At 75.2% G+C, this 18,234-nt stretch carries 17 protein-coding genes; 10 read left to right on the top strand and 7 right to left on the bottom strand.

Annotated elements, in window-relative coordinates:
• Positions 1-25: 25 nt before the first annotated feature.
• Together EV188_RS33085 and EV188_RS07830 are read left to right on the top strand one after the other, a co-directional pair.
• On the top strand, positions 26-964 hold the full coding sequence (locus EV188_RS33085; protein ID WP_133825698.1) for a dodecin: 939 nt from the start codon (positions 26-28) through the stop codon (positions 962-964).
• Positions 965-1,064: 100 nt separating this feature from the next.
• Positions 1,065-2,363, top strand: coding sequence for an MFS transporter (locus EV188_RS07830; RefSeq protein WP_133825697.1), 1,299 nt, complete (start codon positions 1,065-1,067; stop codon positions 2,361-2,363).
• Here the strand turns inward: EV188_RS07830 and EV188_RS07825 are convergent.
• Together EV188_RS07825 and EV188_RS07820 are read right to left on the bottom strand one after the other, a co-directional pair.
• Positions 2,309-3,823: a glutamate-cysteine ligase family protein gene (locus EV188_RS07825; RefSeq protein WP_133825696.1), complete on the bottom strand. Its 1,515-nt coding sequence runs from the start codon at positions 3,821-3,823 to the stop codon at positions 2,309-2,311. The two genes, EV188_RS07830 and EV188_RS07825, sit on opposite strands and share 55 nt — an antisense overlap.
• Before the next feature lie 244 nt (positions 3,824-4,067).
• A complete protein-coding gene (locus EV188_RS07820) occupies positions 4,068-4,616 on the bottom strand; it encodes a bifunctional nuclease family protein (RefSeq protein ID WP_243741547.1) in 549 nt (182 codons plus the stop codon).
• Positions 4,617-4,798: 182 nt separating this feature from the next.
• On the opposite strand from EV188_RS07820, the gene EV188_RS07815 reads away from it, so the two are divergent.
• Both EV188_RS07815 and EV188_RS07810 read left to right on the top strand, forming a co-directional pair.
• Positions 4,799-5,617, top strand: coding sequence for a TrmH family RNA methyltransferase (locus tag EV188_RS07815; protein ID WP_133825695.1), 819 nt, complete (start codon positions 4,799-4,801; stop codon positions 5,615-5,617).
• Positions 5,614-6,321: a DUF2537 domain-containing protein gene (locus EV188_RS07810; protein ID WP_133825694.1), complete on the top strand. Its 708-nt coding sequence runs from the start codon at positions 5,614-5,616 to the stop codon at positions 6,319-6,321. The genes EV188_RS07815 and EV188_RS07810 overlap by 4 nt, the downstream gene beginning before the upstream one ends.
• 1 nt (position 6,322) lies before the next feature.
• Here EV188_RS07810 and sepH read toward each other — a convergent pair whose 3' ends face one another.
• The 4 genes from sepH to EV188_RS07795 all read right to left on the bottom strand — a co-directional run bounded on the left by sepH (position 6,323) and on the right by EV188_RS07795 (position 10,400).
• Positions 6,323-7,369, bottom strand: a complete 1,047-nt coding sequence (gene sepH / locus EV188_RS07805) for a septation protein SepH (RefSeq protein ID WP_133825693.1) — start codon at positions 7,367-7,369, stop codon at positions 6,323-6,325.
• A 190-nt stretch (positions 7,370-7,559) separates the two neighbouring features.
• Positions 7,560-8,696: a phosphoserine transaminase gene (serC, locus tag EV188_RS07800; RefSeq protein WP_133825692.1), complete on the bottom strand. Its 1,137-nt coding sequence runs from the start codon at positions 8,694-8,696 to the stop codon at positions 7,560-7,562.
• Between the two features lie 108 nt (positions 8,697-8,804).
• Positions 8,805-8,957, bottom strand: coding sequence for a hypothetical protein (locus EV188_RS31430; RefSeq protein WP_166659777.1), 153 nt, complete (start codon positions 8,955-8,957; stop codon positions 8,805-8,807).
• 339 nt (positions 8,958-9,296) lie between these two features.
• On the bottom strand, positions 9,297-10,400 hold the full coding sequence (locus EV188_RS07795) for a citrate synthase 2 (RefSeq protein ID WP_133825691.1): 1,104 nt from the start codon (positions 10,398-10,400) through the stop codon (positions 9,297-9,299).
• A 224-nt stretch (positions 10,401-10,624) separates the two neighbouring features.
• Here EV188_RS07795 and pdxH point away from each other — a divergent pair, with 224 nt between their 5' ends.
• Both pdxH and EV188_RS07785 read left to right on the top strand, forming a co-directional pair.
• Complete coding sequence (gene pdxH, locus EV188_RS32200) at positions 10,625-11,248, top strand: pyridoxamine 5'-phosphate oxidase (RefSeq protein ID WP_133826291.1); 624 nt, start codon at positions 10,625-10,627, stop codon at positions 11,246-11,248.
• Positions 11,249-11,266: 18 nt separating this feature from the next.
• Positions 11,267-12,628 carry an MFS transporter gene (locus tag EV188_RS07785; RefSeq protein WP_133825690.1) on the top strand — a complete coding sequence of 454 codons (1,362 nt, stop codon included), beginning with the start codon at positions 11,267-11,269 and terminating at the stop codon, positions 12,626-12,628.
• Here the strand turns inward: EV188_RS07785 and EV188_RS07780 are convergent.
• Positions 12,523-13,986 (bottom strand): NAD(P)/FAD-dependent oxidoreductase, encoded by a 1,464-nt coding sequence (locus EV188_RS07780; protein WP_133825689.1) that lies wholly within the window; start codon positions 13,984-13,986, stop codon positions 12,523-12,525. The genes EV188_RS07785 and EV188_RS07780 overlap by 106 nt on opposite strands.
• Before the next feature lie 87 nt (positions 13,987-14,073).
• Here EV188_RS07780 and EV188_RS07775 point away from each other — a divergent pair, with 87 nt between their 5' ends.
• From EV188_RS07775 to EV188_RS07760, 4 genes are all read left to right on the top strand, one after another.
• Positions 14,074-15,000: an aldose 1-epimerase family protein gene (locus tag EV188_RS07775; RefSeq protein ID WP_133825688.1), complete on the top strand. Its 927-nt coding sequence runs from the start codon at positions 14,074-14,076 to the stop codon at positions 14,998-15,000.
• Positions 14,997-15,935 (top strand): carbohydrate kinase family protein, encoded by a 939-nt coding sequence (locus tag EV188_RS07770; protein ID WP_133825687.1) that lies wholly within the window; start codon positions 14,997-14,999, stop codon positions 15,933-15,935. The genes EV188_RS07775 and EV188_RS07770 overlap by 4 nt, the downstream gene beginning before the upstream one ends.
• Before the next feature lie 220 nt (positions 15,936-16,155).
• Positions 16,156-17,460, top strand: coding sequence for a citrate synthase (locus EV188_RS07765; RefSeq protein WP_133825686.1), 1,305 nt, complete (start codon positions 16,156-16,158; stop codon positions 17,458-17,460).
• A gap of 10 nt (positions 17,461-17,470) precedes the next feature.
• Positions 17,471-18,220, top strand: a complete 750-nt coding sequence (locus tag EV188_RS07760; protein ID WP_133825685.1) for a phosphotransferase — start codon at positions 17,471-17,473, stop codon at positions 18,218-18,220.
• Positions 18,221-18,234 lie beyond the last annotated feature (14 nt).

The following is an 18,234-nucleotide window of genomic DNA, read 5'->3' as shown; positions in this document are numbered from 1 at the left end:
GGCTCGATCGGACTACCCTGGGCCCGTGACGACGGAGCAGGCCACGGCGGTCCCGCCGACGGAGCGCGGTCGTCGCACCCGGGAGGCGATCGTCGACGCCGCCGCCGGGCTGATGGAGGCCCGCGGCATCGGCGCGACCGGGGTCGGCGACGTCCTGCGGGTCAGCGGCACCGGGAAGTCGCAGCTCTACCACTACTTCCGCGGCAAGCGGGACCTCGTGCTCGCCGTCATCGACCGCCAGCTCGAGAAGGTGCTCGCGGCGCAGCCGGCGCTGGGGGACCCGCCCGGCGACGCCCCGGGCGACGAGGTCCGGGCGTGGGCGGCGTCGATCTACGAGCTCCACCGGGACGGCGGCGGGCCGTTCGCCTGCCCGCTCGGGGTGCTCAGCGGGCAGGTCGACGACGACCCCGTGTGGCGCGAGCACCAGGCCGCCGCCTTCGCGCAGTGGGAGGAGCGCATCGCCGTGCTGCTGCGCCGGGGCCAGCGCGACGGCGGGGTCGACCCGTCGCGCGACGCCGGCGAGATGGCCGTCGCCGTGCTCGCCGCCCTGCAGGGCGGGCTGATGCTCGCGCGTGTGCACCGGGACCTCCACGTCCTCGCGACGGCCCTGGGGGCGGCCGTCGACCACGTGCGCCCGCGAGCGGCCTGGGGCAGGCGTCGCGCGGCGCGACACGTGGGCGTCCGGGGGAGAACGGGTACCGGTTCGACGGAAGACCGAAATCCCTCACGAGCGAAGGAGCCCCGGGTGGCGGACAACATCTACCGGAAGACCGAGGTCGTCGGGACGTCCGCGGAGAGCGTCGACGAGGCGATCCGCGGGGCGGTGCGCCGCACGTCCGAGACGTTGCGCCAGGTCAGCTGGTTCGAGGTCAAGGAGATCCGCGGGCACGTCGAGAACGGCGAGGTCGGGCACTTCCAGGTGACCCTGGACATCGGCTTCGCCCTCGAGGACACCAAGCCCTGAGCAGGCGGGGTGCCGTCGGCGGGGTGGCTCCGTGGAGCCGCCCCGCCGACCCCAACTCGTTAGGTAAGCTCACGAGTGTGGTGAGCGGCGGCGATCTCCGGTGAGCGAGGTCGACAGCACCCACCCGCAGAACGGGCGCGGCAGCGTCTTCGCCGCTCTCAAGGTCCGCAACTACCGCCTCTTCGCCTCCGGCCAGGTCGTCTCGCTGGTCGGCACCTGGATGCAGCGGGTCGCCCAGGACTGGCTCGTCCTCGAGCTCTCCGGCGGCAGCCCCGTCGCCCTCGGCGTCGCCGCGGCCCTCCAGTTCGGCCCGACCCTGTTGCTGAGCCTGTGGGGCGGCTCGATCGCCGACCGCTACGACAAGCGCCGTCTGCTCATGGGCCTGCAGGTCGCCATGGGCGCGTGCGCCCTCGTGCTCGGCCTGCTCGACGTGACGGGCCTGGTGACGATCGCCCAGGTCTACGTGCTGTGCGTGCTGCTGGGCTGCTTCTCGGCGCTCGACGGGCCGGTGCGCCAGTCGTTCGCCGGCGAGATGGTCGGCTCCGGCGCGCTGGCGAACGCCGTCGCGCTGAACTCGATGACGTTCAACACCGCGCGCGTTCTGGGCCCGGCTGTCGGCGGCCTGCTCATCGCCGGGGTCGGCACCGGCTGGGTCTTCCTCCTCAACGCGGTCACGTTCGTCGCGGTGCTCATCGGCCTGCAGCGCATGCGACCGGCGGACATGTTCGCCTACGCGCGCGCCCCGCGGGAGCGCGGCGCCATCCGCTCCGGCCTGCGCGAGGTCCGGCGCCACCCCGACGTGGTGCTGCTGCTCGTGCTGGTCTTCTTCGTCTCGACGCTCGGCATCAACTTCTTCGTGACGCTGGCCATCGTCGCCCGCAACGTGTTCGGCCGCGGTGCCGAGTCCTACGGCCTGCTGACCTCGTCGCTCGCCGTCGGCTGCCTGCTCGGCGCGTTCGCCGCCGCCCGCCGGGTGGGACGCCCGCGCCTGCGGACGGTGATCGTCGCGGCGGTCGTGTTCGGTGCCTGCGAGGCCGCCGCCGGGCTGATGCCGAACTACGCGCTGGTCGCGCTGCTGCTCGTGCCCACGGGCGCGGCGCAGCTGCTGTTCACGAGCGCCGCCAACGCCGCGGTGCAGCTCGGCGTCGACGAGCAGGTCCGCGGCCGGGTCATGGGCCTGTGGATGGTCGTGCTGCTCGGCGGCACCCCGGTCGGCGGGCCCGCGCTCGGGTGGCTCGCCGAGGAGCTCGGCGGGCGCGCGCCGCTGGTGCTCGGCGGCGCCGCGTCGGTCGTCGCCGCGGTGGTCGTCGCCGGGGTGTGGCTGGTCCTGCAGCGCCGGCGGCGTCAGTCGAGCGGCCAGTCGTGCACGGGCACGTTGGCCTCCATGCCGTCGAGGTAGCGCTTCATCATCTCCATGACGGCGTTGCCCCGGTCCAGCCCGCGGCGCTCGGCCGCGGCGACGGCGCGGACCTGCCAGGTGGCGCCGGTGGACCGGCGCACGCAGCGCTGCTCGATGACCGAGAGGTAGCGGTCGGCGGCCCCCGAGTCGACGCCCCACGCCGCCAGCCCCTCCTGGGCCAGCGGGAGCATGCGGCGCAGCACGAGCTCGTCGGCGCGCACGGTGCCGATGCCCGGCCAGTACAGGGCGGCCTCGATGCCGTGCCGCGCGCCCGCGGTGAAGTTCGCCTCGGCCGCGTCGAACGACATCAGCTGCCACGGCGGGCGGTCGGACTCGGCGAGGGCCCGGATCACGCCGTAGAAGAACATCGCGTTGGCCACCGCGTCGACGGCGGTCGGCCCGGCGGGCAGCACCCGGTTCTCCAGGCGCAGGTGCGCGACGCCGTCGGCGACGTCGTACACCGGCCGGTTCCAGCGCCACACCGTGCCGTTGTGCAGCCGCAGCTCCTGCAGGCTCGGGGGGCGCCCGGCGTCGAGCTCGGCGAACGGGTCCTCGTCCTCGGCCAGGGGCAGCAGCGCGCCGAAGTAGCGGACGTTCTCCTCGAACAGGTCGTACGCCGACTGGGCCCAGCGGTCGCCGAACCACACCCGCGGGCGGACGCCCTGGTTGCGCAGCTCGACGGGCCGGGTGTCGACGGCCTGGGTGAACAGCGGGATCCGGGTCTCGGCCCAGAGCCGGCGGCCCAGCAGGAACGGCGAGTTCGCCGCGAGCGCCACCTGCAGCCCGGCGATCGCCTGCGCGGCGTTCCAGTAGGCCGGGAAGAGGTCCGGGGTGAGCTGGAGGTGCAGCTGCAGCGACGTGCAGGCCGCCTCGGGGGCGATCGAGTCGACGTCGAGCACGAGGTGCTCGGCGGGCCCGCCGTCGGTGGGGCCGTGGCGCGAGGCGGGCGGCTCGGTGATGTCGAGGCGGAAGGGTTCGCCGCGCGCGGTGAGCATCTGCCGGTTGAGCAGCGCGTACCGGGGGTCCTCGGTGAGCTGGTCGGACGCGAGGTGCTCGGCGGCGAGCGTGGGCAGGATGCCGATCGTCACCGCCCGGGCGCCGAGGTCACGCGCGCAGTCGCCGGCCGACCAGGTCGCGTCCAGCATGTCCTGCTCGAGGTCGCGGGCCGTCGCGCCGGGCAGCAGCCGCGGCGGGAGGTTGATCTCCAGGTTCCAGCGGCCCAGCTCCGAGGTCAGCACGTCGGAGGCGGAGCGGTCGAGCACGGCGTGGTTGAGCATCGCCGGGCGCATGTCCTCGTCGACCAGGGCGAGCTCGATCTCGACGCCCGTGCTGGGCTCGGCGGCGGCGAAGCGACCCTCGGTCACCATCGTCCCGAAGGCCTCGAGGCACCGGTGGATCCGGTGCCGGTAGCGAGCCTGGTCCGAGGCGGTGAAGAGGGTGGCGGTGAGGTGCTGGCCCATTACCCGCCCGGCTCCCGTCCACGATCCGACAACCACCGCGTCCCGCCACGATCGGCGGCACACGGCACCTCACGCGCACCCCGACGAGCGGCCACGCTGACACAGCCCGCGGGATGACGCCACCCGCCGACACCGTCCGCCCGCGGAAAGCGTCCGTTCAGCGTAGGGCACCGCGGAGGCCGACCGCTGGCCGCCGGGGAGTGACCTCTGATCCGTCGACGCCGAGGGTCAGTTCGTCCTGGCGTCAGCCGCTTCGCCCGAAGTCCTCGGGCGAGATGTTGTCGAGGAACGCGCGGAAGCGGTCGACCTCGTCCTCGTCGCTGCTCGAGCCCGCGGCGGCCCCCGACGCCTCCTCGCCCTCGTCGTCCTCGACGACCACCCCGGCGTCGGTCAGGACGCCCTCGGTGGCGTGGATCGGCACGTCGGCGTGCAGGGCGATCGCGATCGAGTCGCTGGGCCGCGCGGAGACGCGCAGCCCCCGGTCGAACACCAGGTCCGCGTAGAACGTGCCGCCGCGCACCTCGGTGATCTCGATGCGCTCCAGGCGGCGGCCCAGCGCGGAGACCACGTCGGAGATCAGCACGTGGGTCAGCGGGCGCTCGGGCAGGCGGCCCTGCTGCTCGAGGGCGATCGCCTCGGCCTCGGCCAGCCCGATCCAGATCTGCAGGCAGCGCTTGCCGTCGGTCTCCTGCAGCAGCACCACCGGGTGTCGGCTCTCGCCCGAGCCCGACGATCCGCCCTGTTGCGTCGCGTCGTCGACGGCCAGGACCCCGACCACCCGCATCTCGCTCACGACCCCAGCCTCCCACGTTCCCGGGCCCCGCCGGAGGGTTGCGTTCCGCTCGTCTCCGTCGGCCACCGGCCTCGGCGTCAGTCCACCGGATGCCCGGCCGGGGGCCGGCGACACCTGGCGCCGGGCGACGGCCCGGGTCGCCGGGTCCGGACCCCGCCGTCGCGGTCTGGAACGATACGCACGTGGCGCGTGTGGTGGAGGTCGGTGACGCGGCCGACCCGCGTCTCGACGACTTCCGCGACCTCGCGCGCGCCGACCGCCGTCCCGACCGCCCGGGCGGACGGGGCCTCGTGCTCGCCGAGGGCACCGTCGTCGTGCGGCGCCTGCTGGCCTCGCCGTACCCGCCGCGGGCCCTGCTCGGCGTGGCCCGCCGGGTCGACGACCTGACGCCCGACCTGGCCGGGGTCGACGTGCCCGCCTACGTCACGGACGCCGACACCATGGCGCACGTGGTCGGCTTCCACCTCAACCGGGGGGTGCTCGCGAGCGCCGACCGCGCCCCGGTGCCCGACCTCGCCAGGCTGCTCGACGGCGCCCGCCGCGTCGCGGTGCTCGAGGGCGTCAACGACCACGAGAACCTGGGCTCTCTGTTCCGCAACGCCGCAGCGCTCGGCGTCGACGCGGTGATCGTCGGGCCGGGGTGCGCCGACCCGCTCTACCGGCGCAGCGTGCGCGTCTCGATGGGGCACGTGCTGCGCGTCCCCTTCGCGACCGCGGATCTGGGCGCGGCGGTGGCCGCGCTGCGGGCCGCGGGGTTCGTCCTCGGGGCCCTGACGCCCGGCGGCGACCCGGCGGCGCTGGCCGGGCTCGCGGAGCGGGAGCGGGTGGCGCTGCTGCTCGGGGCCGAGGGCCCGGGCCTGTCCGACGAGGCGCTGGAGCTCGTCGACGTCCGGGTCCGCATCCCGATGTCCGGCGACGTCGACTCCCTCAACGTCGCCACCGCGGCCGCCGTCGCCTTCCACGCCACCGCGGGCGCCCTCGTCGCCGGGGGGCCGCGGTGAGGGTCGTGGAGGTGCGCGCCGAGCACGGGCAGGCGCTGGTCGCCGGGGTGGTGCTCGCGGAGCCCGGTCCGGGTGGGGGCGAGGTCCGGACCTGGGGCCTGCCGCCGGACCTCGTCGACGCGCTGCGGGAGTGGGCGCGGGTGGCGGCGACTGCCGGTGTCGGTGTGGGGGGCGTCGGCGCCGGCCCGTCGCGCGACCCGTCCGCCGACGCGATCAGCCGCCGCGGCCGCCAGCTCGCCGCACGGCTCTCGGTGGAGCTCGCCGCGCCCGTCGACTACCGCGACCCGGTCACGGGCCACCGCGTGGCGCTGCGCGGCGTCACGCGCACCCCGCACCCGCCGCCGGTGCCGCCGCTGCCCCGCAACGGCAACGGTCACGGCGAGGGCGCGCCGGCGCCCGGGCCGGTCGCCGAGGAGGCCGAGCTCACCGCGGTCACGGCGGCCGCCGAGCCGACGCCCTGGGGCGTGGGGCTGACCCTCGCCGTGCTGGTCGCCGGCGTCGTGCTGCTGGCCAACCTCGCCCTCGCCGCGCCGCTGATCACCGGGCTCGGGCCGATCGGGCTGGCCGTCGACGCGGCCGTGGTCGCGGGCCTGGTGCCGGCGCTGTGGCTCAACCGCCACGTCCCGACGTGGCGCTGGGCGGTCCACGGCACGTTCGCGGGCACCGGGCTCGCGCTGGTGTTCCTGGCGGTGGCCGCCTTCTAGATCAGCTGCGCGGCGAGCGCGTGCCGAGCAGGACGTCCTCCCACGACGGGACGATCGGGTGCGAGCGCTTGCCGCGCCGCGGGCCCTCGCTCGTCTCGGGGCTCTCGGCGGGCTGCTCGGCGGTCTCGCTGCGCGGCGTCGGCACCTGGTCGTCCGCGACGGCCGGACCCGAGGCGGCCGGACCCGAGGCGGCCGGACCCGGCACGGCCGGCCCCGGCACGGCGGGCACCGTCCGGCGCTCGCCCCGGGGGGAGCCACGGCGGGCCGCGCCGCGGTCGGACCGGCGCGGGGCCGAGGTGCCGTTCGCGGTGTGCGACGAGGGGGCCGCGCCGCGGCGGGCGGGCGCGGTGTCGCCGGAGACGGCCAGGGCGGGCGTCTCCTCGATCACCTCGGGGGTCGTGGGCTCCGTCGGGGTGGGCTCGGGGGCCGTGGCGTCGACGCGGCGCGGGCCGCCGCCGACCGGCTCGCGGCCGAGCAGCTCGCGGGCGGGGTCGTCGCGCGGGTCGACGGTGCCGCCGGAGCTCCCGGGGCGGAAGGACCAGCGGGCGACGTTGTCCGACCGCCCGGCCTGCCAGGACAGGGTCACGACCCACTGGGCGTCGTCGCCCTTGTGGGCGTCCCAGCGCGCGTCGTCGAGGTCCTGCCCGCGGGCGACGAACGTCGCGGAGACGATCTCGCCGAGCGTGCGCCCGTCGGTGCGCGTGGGGTCGGTGGGCAGCACGGGGTGCGCGCGCCGGGCGATCTCGGCGACCCGGGCGCGCTCGAGCAGCACCGGGTAGGCGAACCGCTCGACGTGCGAGACGCTGACGCCCGCCGCCGACGCGACCTCGTCGACGGACTCGCCGGCGCGCACGCGCGCCTGGATGTCGCGGGGACGCAGGGGGCTCGAGACCTCGATCTCCATCTGACCGAGGCGCCGCACGTCACCACGGGCGGCGGCCCGCAGCCGCTCGTCGCCCGAGACGGTGAAGCGCTCGTGGCGGATCGGGTCCTCGAGGATCACCGTCTCGTGGTCGTCACCCAGGCCGACGACGCGCAGCTGACGCATCAGGCCTCCCCGTCGGCTCGCGGCCCTCGCCCCGCAGGTCCGGTGGGGCGAAGTGCTCGCCCACCGACGCTAGGCGACCGTTCTCCTCGGACGAGGGAGGCGCGCCGCCCGTGTCGCGCGTCGCGGTGGACACACGACACGGGCGAGACGTTCCCCGGGCCACGGTGCTGACCCGTTCAGACCAGCGTGGTCACTTCTGGCGTTCGGCGACCCAGTCGATGCAGCGGGTCAGCGCGGTGACGTCGTCCGGCTCGACCGCCGGGAACATGCCGACGCGCAGCTGGTTGCGCCCGAGCTTGCGGTAGGGCTCGGTGTCGACCACGCCGTTGGCGCGCAGGGTCGCGGCGATCGCCGCGGCGTCGATGTTCTCGTCGAAGTCGATCGTGCCGACGACCTGCGAGCGGTGGGCGGGGTCGGTGACGAACGGCGTCGCGAACGACGACTTCTCGGCCCACCGGTAGAGCCGGTCCGAGGAGTCCTTGGTGCGCCCGGTCGCCCAGTCCAGGCCGCCCCCGGCGTTCATCCACTCGATCTGGTCGGCGAGCAGCAGCAGCGTCGCCACCGCCGGGGTGTTGTAGGTCTGGTCCTTGCGGGAGTTGTCGAGCGCCGTCGACAGCGAGAGGAACTCGGGGATCCAGCGCCCGCCCGGCTTGTCGGCGTCGATCTGCTCGACGCGCTCGAGCGCGGCCGGCGACATGATCGCGATCCAGAGCCCGCCGTCGGAGGCGAAGCACTTCTGGGGCGCGAAGTAGTAGACGTCGGACTCGCTGATCTGGACGGGGAGCCCGCCGGCGCCGGACGTCGCGTCGATCGCGACGAGCGCGTCGCCCGAGCCGCTGGGCCGGGAGACGGGGACGACGACGCCGGTCGAGGTCTCGTTGTGGGCCCAGCCGATGAGGTCGGCGCTCGGGTCGGAGGTCGGCTCCGGGGCGCTGCCCGGGTCGGCGGAGACGACGATCGGGTCGGCGAGGAACGGCGCGCCCTTGGTCACGGACGCGAACTTCGAGGAGAACTCGCCGAAGGTCAGGTGCAGGCTGCGCTCGCGCACCAGGCCGGACGCCGCGGCGTCCCAGAACGCGGTGGTGCCGCCGACCCCGAGCACGACCTCGTAGCCGTCGGGGATCGAGAACAGGTCGCGCAGCCCGGAGCGCACGCGCCCGACGATCGACTTGACCGGCTTCTGGCGGTGCGACGTCCCCATCACGTCGGCGCTCTCGGCGATGTGGGCGAGCTGCTCGGGGCGCACCTTCGAGGGGCCGCACCCGAACCGCCCGTCACCGGGCAGGAGCTCGGCGGGAATCTGCAGCGTGTCGGTCGAGGTGGTCACCGACCCATCTTCCCAGCGTGCCCGCCCCGATGCTGTCGCCTGGGCCACGTCCCGGGTGTTCCAGCCTGGCGGCCACGCTCGCGTTGAACGTCAGGAAAGCCCCCACGATCATATGGGCACCCGGGCGTCGAGCAGCAGGAACGCCGGCTCCGCGTCGAGGCGCGCGAAGGCCTCGGGGTGCGACCGCGCCATCGCCGGAACGGGGCGGGGTTCGACGAGACCGGCGAGGACGAACCCGGCGCCGGTGATCCAACCGGTCATCCGGCCGAGCGGGTGGTGCCAGAAGCGCACGACCGCCTCGCCCGTCCATCGACCAGCGTTCCGCGAGCCGGTGGCTCTCCAGGTACGGGCCGTGCGGCTCGGGCGACCGCACCTGCGCGTCGGCGAAGGGGTGATGCACCGACGCGACGAGCCGCGAGCAACCTCACCCACCTCGCGGGCCGGACCGGGTGCACCAGGGTGCCCGTGACCTCGGAGCGGCGGAGTGCCGCCCACGCCGCGCATGATCAGGAGTGCCCTCACGCACCTCGCCGGCCGGGACAGGTGCACCACGTCGCCCGTGATCACACGGACGACGGACGCCCCGCCCACCCCTTTCGCTCAGGCCGTCCGCGCCACCGTCTCGACCGCCCGCGGACCCGGCCCGATGTACTGCGCCGACGGCCGCACGAGGCGCCCGGTGCGGCGCTGCTCGAGCACGTGCGCCGCCCAGCCCGCCGTGCGCGCGCACGTGAACATCGCCGGCATCATCGGCGCCGGCACGCCCGCGAGGTCGAGCATCACGGCGGCCCAGAACTCGACGTTGGTCTCGATCGCGCGGTCCGGACGCCGCTCGCGCAGCGCCGCCAGCGCGGCCGCCTCCAGGGCCGCCGCCGCCTCGTACCGCGGCGCCCCGAGATCGCGGGCCACCCGGCGCAGCACGCGGGCCCGTGGGTCCTCGGCGCGGTAGACCCGGTGGCCGAAGCCCATGAGCCGCTCGGAACGGTCGAGGATCCCGCGCACGACGGCCTCGGCGTCCCCGGTCCGCTCGACCTCGGCGATCATCGGCAGCACGCGCGCCGGGGCGCCGCCGTGCAGCGGGCCGGACATCGCGCCGACCGCCGCGGACAGCGCCGCCGCCGCGTCCGCGCCGGTCGAGGCGACGACGCGGGCGGTGAAGGTCGACGCGTTGAGCCCGTGCTCGGCGGCCGAGACCCAGTAGGCGTCGAGCGCGCGCACGTGGGTCGGGTCGGCCTCGCCGCGCCAGCGGACCAGGAACCGCTCCACCGGGTCGTCGATCGGGTCCAGCACCGTCGCCGGCACCGTCGGGAGCTCCGCCCCGCGCGCCGAGCGCGCCACCAGGGCCAGCGCCGCGGCCGCCCCGCGGGCGAGGTCGTCGCGGGCGCGCTCCGGGGTGGCGTCGAGCAGCGGCGGCAGCGTCCACCGCGCACCGAGCAGGGCGAGCCCGGCCTGGGCGTCGACCCGGACGTCGCCGCTGAACGGCGGCTCGAGCCCCGGCTCCTCGCGCGGCAGCGGGCGGCCGAGCCCACCGTCGACGAGCAGCCCGAAGACGTCGCCGAAGCCGACGGAGCCGACCAGGTCCTCGATGTCGACGCCGCGGTAGCGCAGCGCGCCGCCGTCGCGGTCGGGCTCGGCGATCTCGGTGCGGAAGGCGACGACGCCCTCGAGGCCCGGCGAGAATCCCGGGGGGACGGCAGCACTCACGGGGACCTCCTCGCGACGCGGCGCGGGGCCCCGGTCCGGGGCCCCGTCGCCCACCTCGGCGCGCACCCCGCCCGGGTACCGGCGGCGCTGCGAGCCGATCCGAACGGTGCTCCGCGCCACGGCCGAGGGGCAACGGAGCGGTCTGTGTCCCTGCTCACGTGGTGTGCACCCCGTCGTCGCCTACGGTGCGGCGCGTGGCGGAACGGAGCACGGGCCTGCCGGGCATGCGCGAGGACTACCGGTCGGCGACGCTCGACGTCGCGGACCTGGCCCCGACGTGGCACGAGCAGTTGCTCGCCTGGATCGGCGAGGCCCGGGACGCGGGCCTGCCCGACGCCAACGCGATGGTCCTGGCCACCGGCGACGACGAGCACCGCCTGACCACCCGCACGGTGCTGGCGAAGGACGTCGACGCCCACGGCGTCACGTTCTTCACCAACTACACCTCGGAGAAGAGCCACCAGCTGCGCCAGACGCGGCAGGCGTCGGCGACGTTCCCGTGGATCGCGCTGCAGCGCCAGGCCACGGTCATCGGTACCGTCGAGCTGCTGCCCCGCGAGGACACCGCGGAGTACTGGCGCACCCGCCCGCGCGGCTCGCAGCTCGGCGCGTGGGCGTCGCCGCAGTCCGGCGTGCTGCGTGACCGGGCGGCCCTCGAGGAGCTCCTCGCGTCCGTCACCGAGCGCTTCGCCGACGACGCGGAGATCCCCCCGCCGCCGCACTGGGGCGGCTGGCGGATCGTCCCCACGCACGTCGAGTTCTGGCAGGGCCGCAGCGACCGCCTGCACGACCGGCTGCGGTTCCGGCGCACCGATCAGGCCTGGGTCGTGGAGCGCCTCGCGCCGTAGGAGCGCAGGATCGTCGCCGTGCCACGCACGGGACGCGGCTTCCTCGCCGACACCACACCGCTCCGCACCCCGGCGTTCAAGCGCCTCTGGATCGCGGCGATCGTCACGGTCGTCGGCGCCCAGCTCACCGTCGTGGCGGTGCCGACGCAGCTCTACCAGCTCACGGGGTCGTCGGCGTGGGTCGGCCTGGTCGGCTTGTTCGGCCTCGTCCCGCTGATCGTCTTCGGGCTCTGGGGCGGCGCGATCGCCGACGCCGTCGACCGGCGCGGCCTGCTGGTGTTCACCGGCACGGGCATCGCGATCACGTCGGCCCTGCTCGGCGTGGTCTCCGTCACGAACATCGGCGGCCCGTGGACGATCCTGACGCTCTACGCGGTCCAGACCGCGTTCCTGGCGATCAACCAGCCCACCCGTGCCGCGGTGCTGCCCCGGATCCTGCCCAACGACCAGCTGCCGGCGGCGAACACGCTGCTCTTCACGGTGAACCAGGTCGGCGCGATCGCGGGCCCGCTGCTCGCGGGCGTCGTCCTGACCTTCAGCTCGGTCGGGATCCTCTACTTCGTCGACACCGCCTGCCTGGCGGCCGCGATCTGGGCGGCCTTCAACCTGCCGCGCCTGCCGGTCGGCGACGGACCGGGCGGGGTGCGCGGCGCGTTCGCGGCGGTGCGGCGCAGCGCCGGGTTCGCCGACGTGGTGGCCGGCTTCCGCTACATCGCGACCAGCCAGGTGCTGCTCGTGTCGTTCCTCGTCGACATCGTGGCGATGGCGGTCGGGATGCCCCGCGCGGTGTTCCCGGAGGCCGCCGAGCGGGTGTTCGGCGACCCGCCCGGCGGCGGCTTCGCGCTCGGCGCGCTGTTCGCCTCGATCGCGATCGGCGCGACGCTCGGCGGGCTGTTCTCCGGGCGCCTGCACGGCATCCGGCGCCAGGGCGTCGCCGTGACGGTGGCGATCTGCGTGTGGGGGCTCGGCGTCGCGCTGTCCGGGCTGACGTCGATGCTGTGGCTCGCGGTGACGCTGCTCGCGGTCGCGGGCGCCGCCGACCTGGTCAGCGCGGTGTTCCGGCAGACGATGCTGCAGGTCGTCGCCACCGACCAGATGCGCGGCCGGATGCAGGGCGTGTTCACGGTCGTCGTCGCCGGCGGGCCGCGCATCGGCGACCTCTGGCACGGCCCGGCCGCCGACGCGTGGGGGACGGGCGCCGCGACCTTCGTCGGCGGCATCGGGGTCATCGTGCTGACCGTGCTGGTGGTCGCGATCTTCCCGGTCTTCTGGCGCTACCGGGCGCCGGTGGCCGGCGACGTGCCCTCGACCGAGCCCTCGGGCGACGCCGCCTCGGCCGACCCGCCCGAGCGGCCGGGGAACGTCTCGCGCGACGACTGATCCGACGGCCCCGGCGAGCTCCCGTGCGGGAAGCCGAGGCCGTGCTGCGGCACCTCGGGCGAGGCGGAGTCCAGCGGCACGGCCGGCGAGCGCACGAGCCCCAGCTGCGCGGTCTGGCGGGGCAGCAGCGCCTCCATCAGCCAGTCGACCGCGGTGCGCACGCGGTTGCCCGGCATCGACATCAGGTGGTAGCCGCGGGCGACGACGTGGGCGGGTGTGCCGGTGAGCTTGACGCCGAGCGGGTTGGCCGCCGCGTCGAACCCGCCGAGGTCGACGACGAAGCCCAGGTCGCGGTGCTTGTAGGCGCGCATGCGGCCGTGGCCGAGCGACGCGGCGACGTTGCGCCCGGCGAGGCGGCCCTGGCGCTCGGCGTGCTGGGCGGTCATCGCGGTGTACTCGCCGGGACGCGCGCGGTCGGGGACCGCGGCGGCGTCGCCGCAGGCGAACACGTGCGGGTGCCCGGGGACGCGCAGGTGGGTGTCGGCGACGATCCGGCCCTGCTCGACCTCGACGCCGAGGTCGTCGATGAGCGGGTCGGGGCGCACGCCGACGCACCACAGCAGCGTGCGGGTCGGGATGTGCTCGCCGGAGGAGCTCAGGCGCACCCCGTCCCCGGTGGCCTCCTCGACCTGCTCCTGGGTGCGCACGTCGACCCCGCGCTCGCGCAGGACCCGGTCGGCGTTGCGGCCCAGGTGCTCGTCGAGCCCGGACAGGACGTCGCCGCGGCTGACCAGCACCCAGCGCGGCACCTCCGTGAGCCCCCGGCTCGCCGCGAGCTCCTTGGTGAACAGGAAGCCCTGGGCCGTGACCTCGGTGCCCGTGTAGCCCCCGCCGACCACGACGACGGTCAGGCGCGCCTCCCGCTCCTCGGGGTCGTCGCACATGGCCGCGAGCTCGACCTGGCGGATCAGGTGGTCGCGCAGGTAGAGCGCCTCGGGCACGCCGCGGAAGCCCTGCGCGTACTCGGTGACGCCGGGCACCGGCAGCACCTTGTGCACGCTGCCCGCCGCGATGACGAGCCGGTCGAACGTCGTCTCGTGGTGGACGCCCTCGGGGTCGAGCCAGCCGATGCGGTGCCCCTCGAGGTCCAGCTCGTCGACCTCGCCCGGCGCGTGCCGCACGCAGGCCGGCAGCGCGGCGGCGAGGGCCACCGAGATGCGGCGGGGCTCGAGGATGCCGGCGGCCACCTCGGGCAGCAGGGGCAGGTAGAGGAAGTAGTTGGTCGGGCTGACGAGGACGATCTCGACCGCGTCGCCCATCCGCCGCGCGAGCGATCGCGCCGCCTGGAAGCCGGCGAACCCGCCGCCGACCACGACGACCCTCGGCGTGCCGGACGGGGTGCCCTCGTCGCTCGTCATGTCCGGTTCAGTGACCGCTCGGGCCGGGTGACGAAACCCCTCGCGCAAGGACGCAAACCGATCGTCACACCGCTAGCGTGTGCCGCCGTGCACCCGACCGGCGAGCAGTTCGACCTCGTCAGCGGGCCGACCCGCGCCGTCGTCACCGAGGTCGGCGCCGGCCTCCGTGCGCTGGACGTCGACGGCCGGGCCCGCGTGGAGACCTTCGACGTCTCCGAGGCCCCGCCGATGGGCGCCGGCGGCGTCCTCGTGCCGTGGCCCAACCGGATCGCCGGCGGCGCCTTCTCCTGGCGTGGCCGCGAGTACCACCTCGAGGTCACCGAGGCCGCCCGCGGCAACGCGATCCACGGCCTGCTGCGGCGCCGCCCGTGGACGGTGGTCGAGCGCGCCGAGGACTCCGTGCGGCTCGCGGCCGACGTCGACGCGGCCTCCGGCTGGCCCGGCCCGCTGCACGTCGAGACCACCTACACCGTCTCGCCGACCGGGCTCGCCGTCACCCACGCGCTGACCAACACCGGCGACGGCGACGTCCCCGCAGGCGTCGGCACCCACCCCTACGTGCGCGCCGGCGACGCCGCGCCCGCCGACTGCACCCTCACGGTCGCCGCCGACCGGGTCGTCGACACCGACGAGCACATGATCCCGACCGGCGTCCGCGCGGTGACCCCCGACGAGGACCTTCGCGAGGGCCGGCGCGTCGGCGACCTCGCCCTCGACACCTGCTTCGGCGCCGACCCGGGCGCGGACGGGACGCTCGGCGTGCTCACCGCGCCCGACGGGCGGGCCACCGCGCTGTGGGGCGACGCGAGCTTCCGGTGGGTCATGGTCTTCACCCCCGACGACCTCGGGGGCCGGGGCCGCGCGGTGGCCGTCGAGCCGATGACGTGCCCGGCCGACGCGGCGAACTCGGGCACGGACCTGCACGTCGTCGCGCCGGGCGAGACGTGGACGGTGCGATGGGGGATCCGGGACGCGGAGCCTGCCGGAGCCGGACCATCGGGGGAGGCGAGATGACCGGACGCATCGTGGTCGGCGGCGAAGCGCTCGTCGACCTGGTCCCCACGGGCGACGGGCACCCGGACGACCCCGCGCTGACCGCGCTCGCGCCGCGCCTCGGCGGCGGCCCGTTCAACACCGCCGTCGGGCTCGGGCGGCTCGGGGTGCCGACGACGATGCTCACGAGGCTCTCGACCGACGCCTTCGGCGACGCGCTGGTCCGCCGCCTCGAGGCCAACCACGTCGACACCGCGCTCGTGCAGCGCGGGCCCGAGCCGTCGACGCTCGCCGTGGTCACGCTCGACGCGGCGGGCGCGGCCCGCTACTCGTTCCACGTCTCGGGCAGCGCCGACCGGCTCGTCACCGACCCGGGGGAGCTGCCCGCCGACACGGCCGCGATCGCCGTCGGCACCCTGTCGCTGGTGCTCGAGCCCGGCGCGTCGCGCTACGCCGAGCTCGCGGTCCGGGAGGCCGAGCGGGGGCGGCTCGTGAGCCTCGACCCCAACCTGCGGCCCGGGCTCGTCGACGACCCCGACGCCGTCGTGGCCCGCCTCGACCGGATCGCGCGGGTGGCGGGGCTGGTCAAGCTCTCCGACGAGGACGCCGAGCGCTGGGGACGCAGCCCCGAGGACGTGCTCGACGCCGGGGCCGGGGCGGTCGTCCTGACCCGCGGCTCCTCGGGCCTCGCCGCCTACACGCGCAGCGCCGGGGTGGTCACGGTGCCCGCCCAGAGCGTGGGGCCGCTGGTCGACACCATCGGGGCCGGCGACAGCGTCCACGGCGCGCTGCTGGGCTGGCTCGCCGACCACGACGCGCTCGACCGGGAGACCGTGGCCGGCCTGGACGCCGACGGCTGGGCGTCGGCGCTGGCCTTCGCCGCCCGCGCCGCGGCGTGGACCGTCTCCCGGGCCGGCGCGGAGCCGCCGTGGCGCCATGAACTCGCAGGTCCGTAACACGGTTGTCACAGAGTGACACGTCCCACGGGACGCGCGTGAGCCGCTCGTGCTGCGTGGCGGACCTCGCGGGCGCTACGGTTCGCGCTCGTACTACCCCCCACTGCTGCGGGAGCGCGCCGCGGGACACCCCCGGCGGCCGGGCGGCCCGGCACCTCGCTCGCCGAGCCGGCGCCGTCGCCCTCCCGCTCACGAACGAGCGCGAGAGGACCGACTGCCGATGGCCAGCGAGGATTCCGAGAAGCGCACCGCCACGCTGTCGTACCCGGGCGGCGAGCACACGATGGAGATCGTGGAGGCGACCGAGGGCTCCTCGGGCATCTCCCTCGGGAAGATGCTCGGCGAGACGGGCTTGATCACTCTCGACCCGGGCTTCGTGAACACCGGGGCGTGCCGCTCCGACATCACCTACATCGACGGTGACGCGGGCATCCTGCGCTACCGCGGCTACCCCATCGAGGAGCTGGCCAAGAACTCGACGTTCGTCGAGACCAGCTACCTGCTGATGTACGGCGAGCTGCCCAACCAGCAGCAGCTCGCGACGTTCACCGACCAGATCCAGCGGCACACGATGCTGCACGAGGACCTGAAGAAGTTCTTCGACGGCTTCCCGAAGGACGCGCACCCGATGCCGGTGCTGTCGTCGGCGGTGTCGGCGCTGTCGACCTTCTACCAATCCGCCCTCGACCCGTTCGACGAGCCGAACGTCGACCTGTCCAGCGTCCGCCTGCTGGCCAAGGTCCCGACGATCGCGGCCTACGCCTACAAGAACTCGATCGGCCAGCCGTTCCTCTACCCGGACAACAACCTGGGGCTGGTCGAGAACTTCCTGCGCCTGACGTTCGGGCTCCCGGCGGAGAACTACGAGATCGACCCCGACGTCGCCAAGGCGCTGGACATGCTGCTGATCCTGCACGCCGACCACGAGCAGAACTGCTCGACGTCGACGGTGCGGATGGTCGGCTCCGCCCAGGCCAACCTGTTCGCCTCGATCTCGGCGGGCATCAACGCCCTGTTCGGCCCGCTGCACGGCGGCGCCAACGCCGCGGTCCTCACGATGCTCGAGGGCATCCGCGACAACGAGGGCAACGCCGACGAGTTCGTCAAGAAGGTCAAGAACAAGGAGCCCGGCGTCCGGCTCATGGGCTTCGGGCACCGGGTCTACAAGAACTACGACCCGCGCGCCGCGATCGTGCGCGACACCGCCCGCGGCATCATCGAGAAGCTCGGCGGCGGCGACGAGATGCTCGACATCGCCATGAAGCTCGAGGAGTACGCGCTCCACGACGACTACTTCGTCGAGCGCAAGCTCTACCCGAACGTCGACTTCTACACCGGCCTGATCTACCAGGCGATGGGCTTCCCGACCGAGATGTTCACGGTCCTCTTCGCCATCGGGCGCCTCCCGGGCTGGATCGCCCACTGGCGCGAGATGATCGACGACCCGGACACCCGCATCGGGCGCCCGCGCCAGGTCTACACCGGGCCCACGGAGCGCTCCTACGTGAGCATGGACCAGCGCTAGGTCCTCGCCGATGTCGCGTGTCCCGCTCGGCTCCGGGTGGGACAGCGACGCCGTCCTGGTCGACGGGCGGTGGGTCGAGCGCACCGCGCGCCGGCCCGCCGCCGGGGCCGGGCTGGAGCGCGAGGTGCGTCTCCTGCCGTGGCTGGCCCGGCGCCTGCCGGTGGCGGTGCCCGAGCCACGGCTCGTCGGCCGGTCGCCGGTCACGGTGCGGCACGCACTGCTGCGGGGCGAGGCCCTCGACGCGCCGCGGCCCGCCCAGGGCGCCACCCTCGGGACGTTCCTGCGTGCCCTGCACGACGTGTCGCTCGAGGACGCCGTGGCTCGGGGGCTGCCCGGTCCCGCCACCACCCGCGGTTGGCGGGACCGCGCCTTCGCCCGTTTCGAGGCCGAGGTCGTGCCCCGCCTCGCCGACCCGGTCGCGCTGCGCGAGCGACTCGACCGGCTGCGGGACGCGCCGGCCGCGGTGGTCGTGCACGGCGACCTGCGCCCGGAGCACGTCCTCATCGAGGGCGGCCGGATCACCGGGGTGCTCGACTGGTCCGACGCGCGCGCCGGCGACCCGGCCAAGGACCTCGTGTGGCCGCTGCTGGAGACCCCGCCGGACGTCGCGGCCGCCGTCACCGCGGCGTACGGCGCCGACCTCACCGACCGCGCCCGGGACTGGCGCGCGGTCGGCCCCTGCTACGCCGTGGCCCACGGGCTCGACACCGGCGACGCCGCGCTGGTCCACGCGTCGCTGGAGCGCCTGGCCGCAGGATGACGCGGTCGGGGCGT

This window comes from Actinomycetospora succinea (assembly GCF_004363095.1).
In the GTDB taxonomy this organism is placed as follows: Bacteria; Actinomycetota; Actinomycetes; order Mycobacteriales; family Pseudonocardiaceae; genus Actinomycetospora; species Actinomycetospora succinea.
The sequence above is the reverse complement of the archived record's forward strand: the minus strand, read 5'-3'. Positions and strand labels throughout refer to the sequence as shown.

Coding starts and splice junctions, on each gene's coding strand:
- EV188_RS31430 (WP_166659777.1), bottom strand. CDS start 8,957: ATGACCGGTTGGATCACCGGCGCCGGGTTCGTCCTCGCCGGTCTCGTC.
- EV188_RS07780 (WP_133825689.1), bottom strand. CDS start 13,986: ATGACGAGCGACGAGGGCACCCCGTCCGGCACGCCGAGGGTCGTCGTG.
- EV188_RS07765 (WP_133825686.1), top strand. CDS start 16,156: ATGGCCAGCGAGGATTCCGAGAAGCGCACCGCCACGCTGTCGTACCCG.
- sepH (WP_133825693.1), bottom strand. CDS start 7,369: ATGCGTCAGCTGCGCGTCGTCGGCCTGGGTGACGACCACGAGACGGTG.
- EV188_RS07760 (WP_133825685.1), top strand. CDS start 17,471: ATGTCGCGTGTCCCGCTCGGCTCCGGGTGGGACAGCGACGCCGTCCTG.
- pdxH (WP_133826291.1), top strand. CDS start 10,625: ATGCGCGAGGACTACCGGTCGGCGACGCTCGACGTCGCGGACCTGGCC.
- EV188_RS07770 (WP_133825687.1), top strand. CDS start 14,997: ATGACCGGACGCATCGTGGTCGGCGGCGAAGCGCTCGTCGACCTGGTC.
- EV188_RS07825 (WP_133825696.1), bottom strand. CDS start 3,823: ATGGGCCAGCACCTCACCGCCACCCTCTTCACCGCCTCGGACCAGGCT.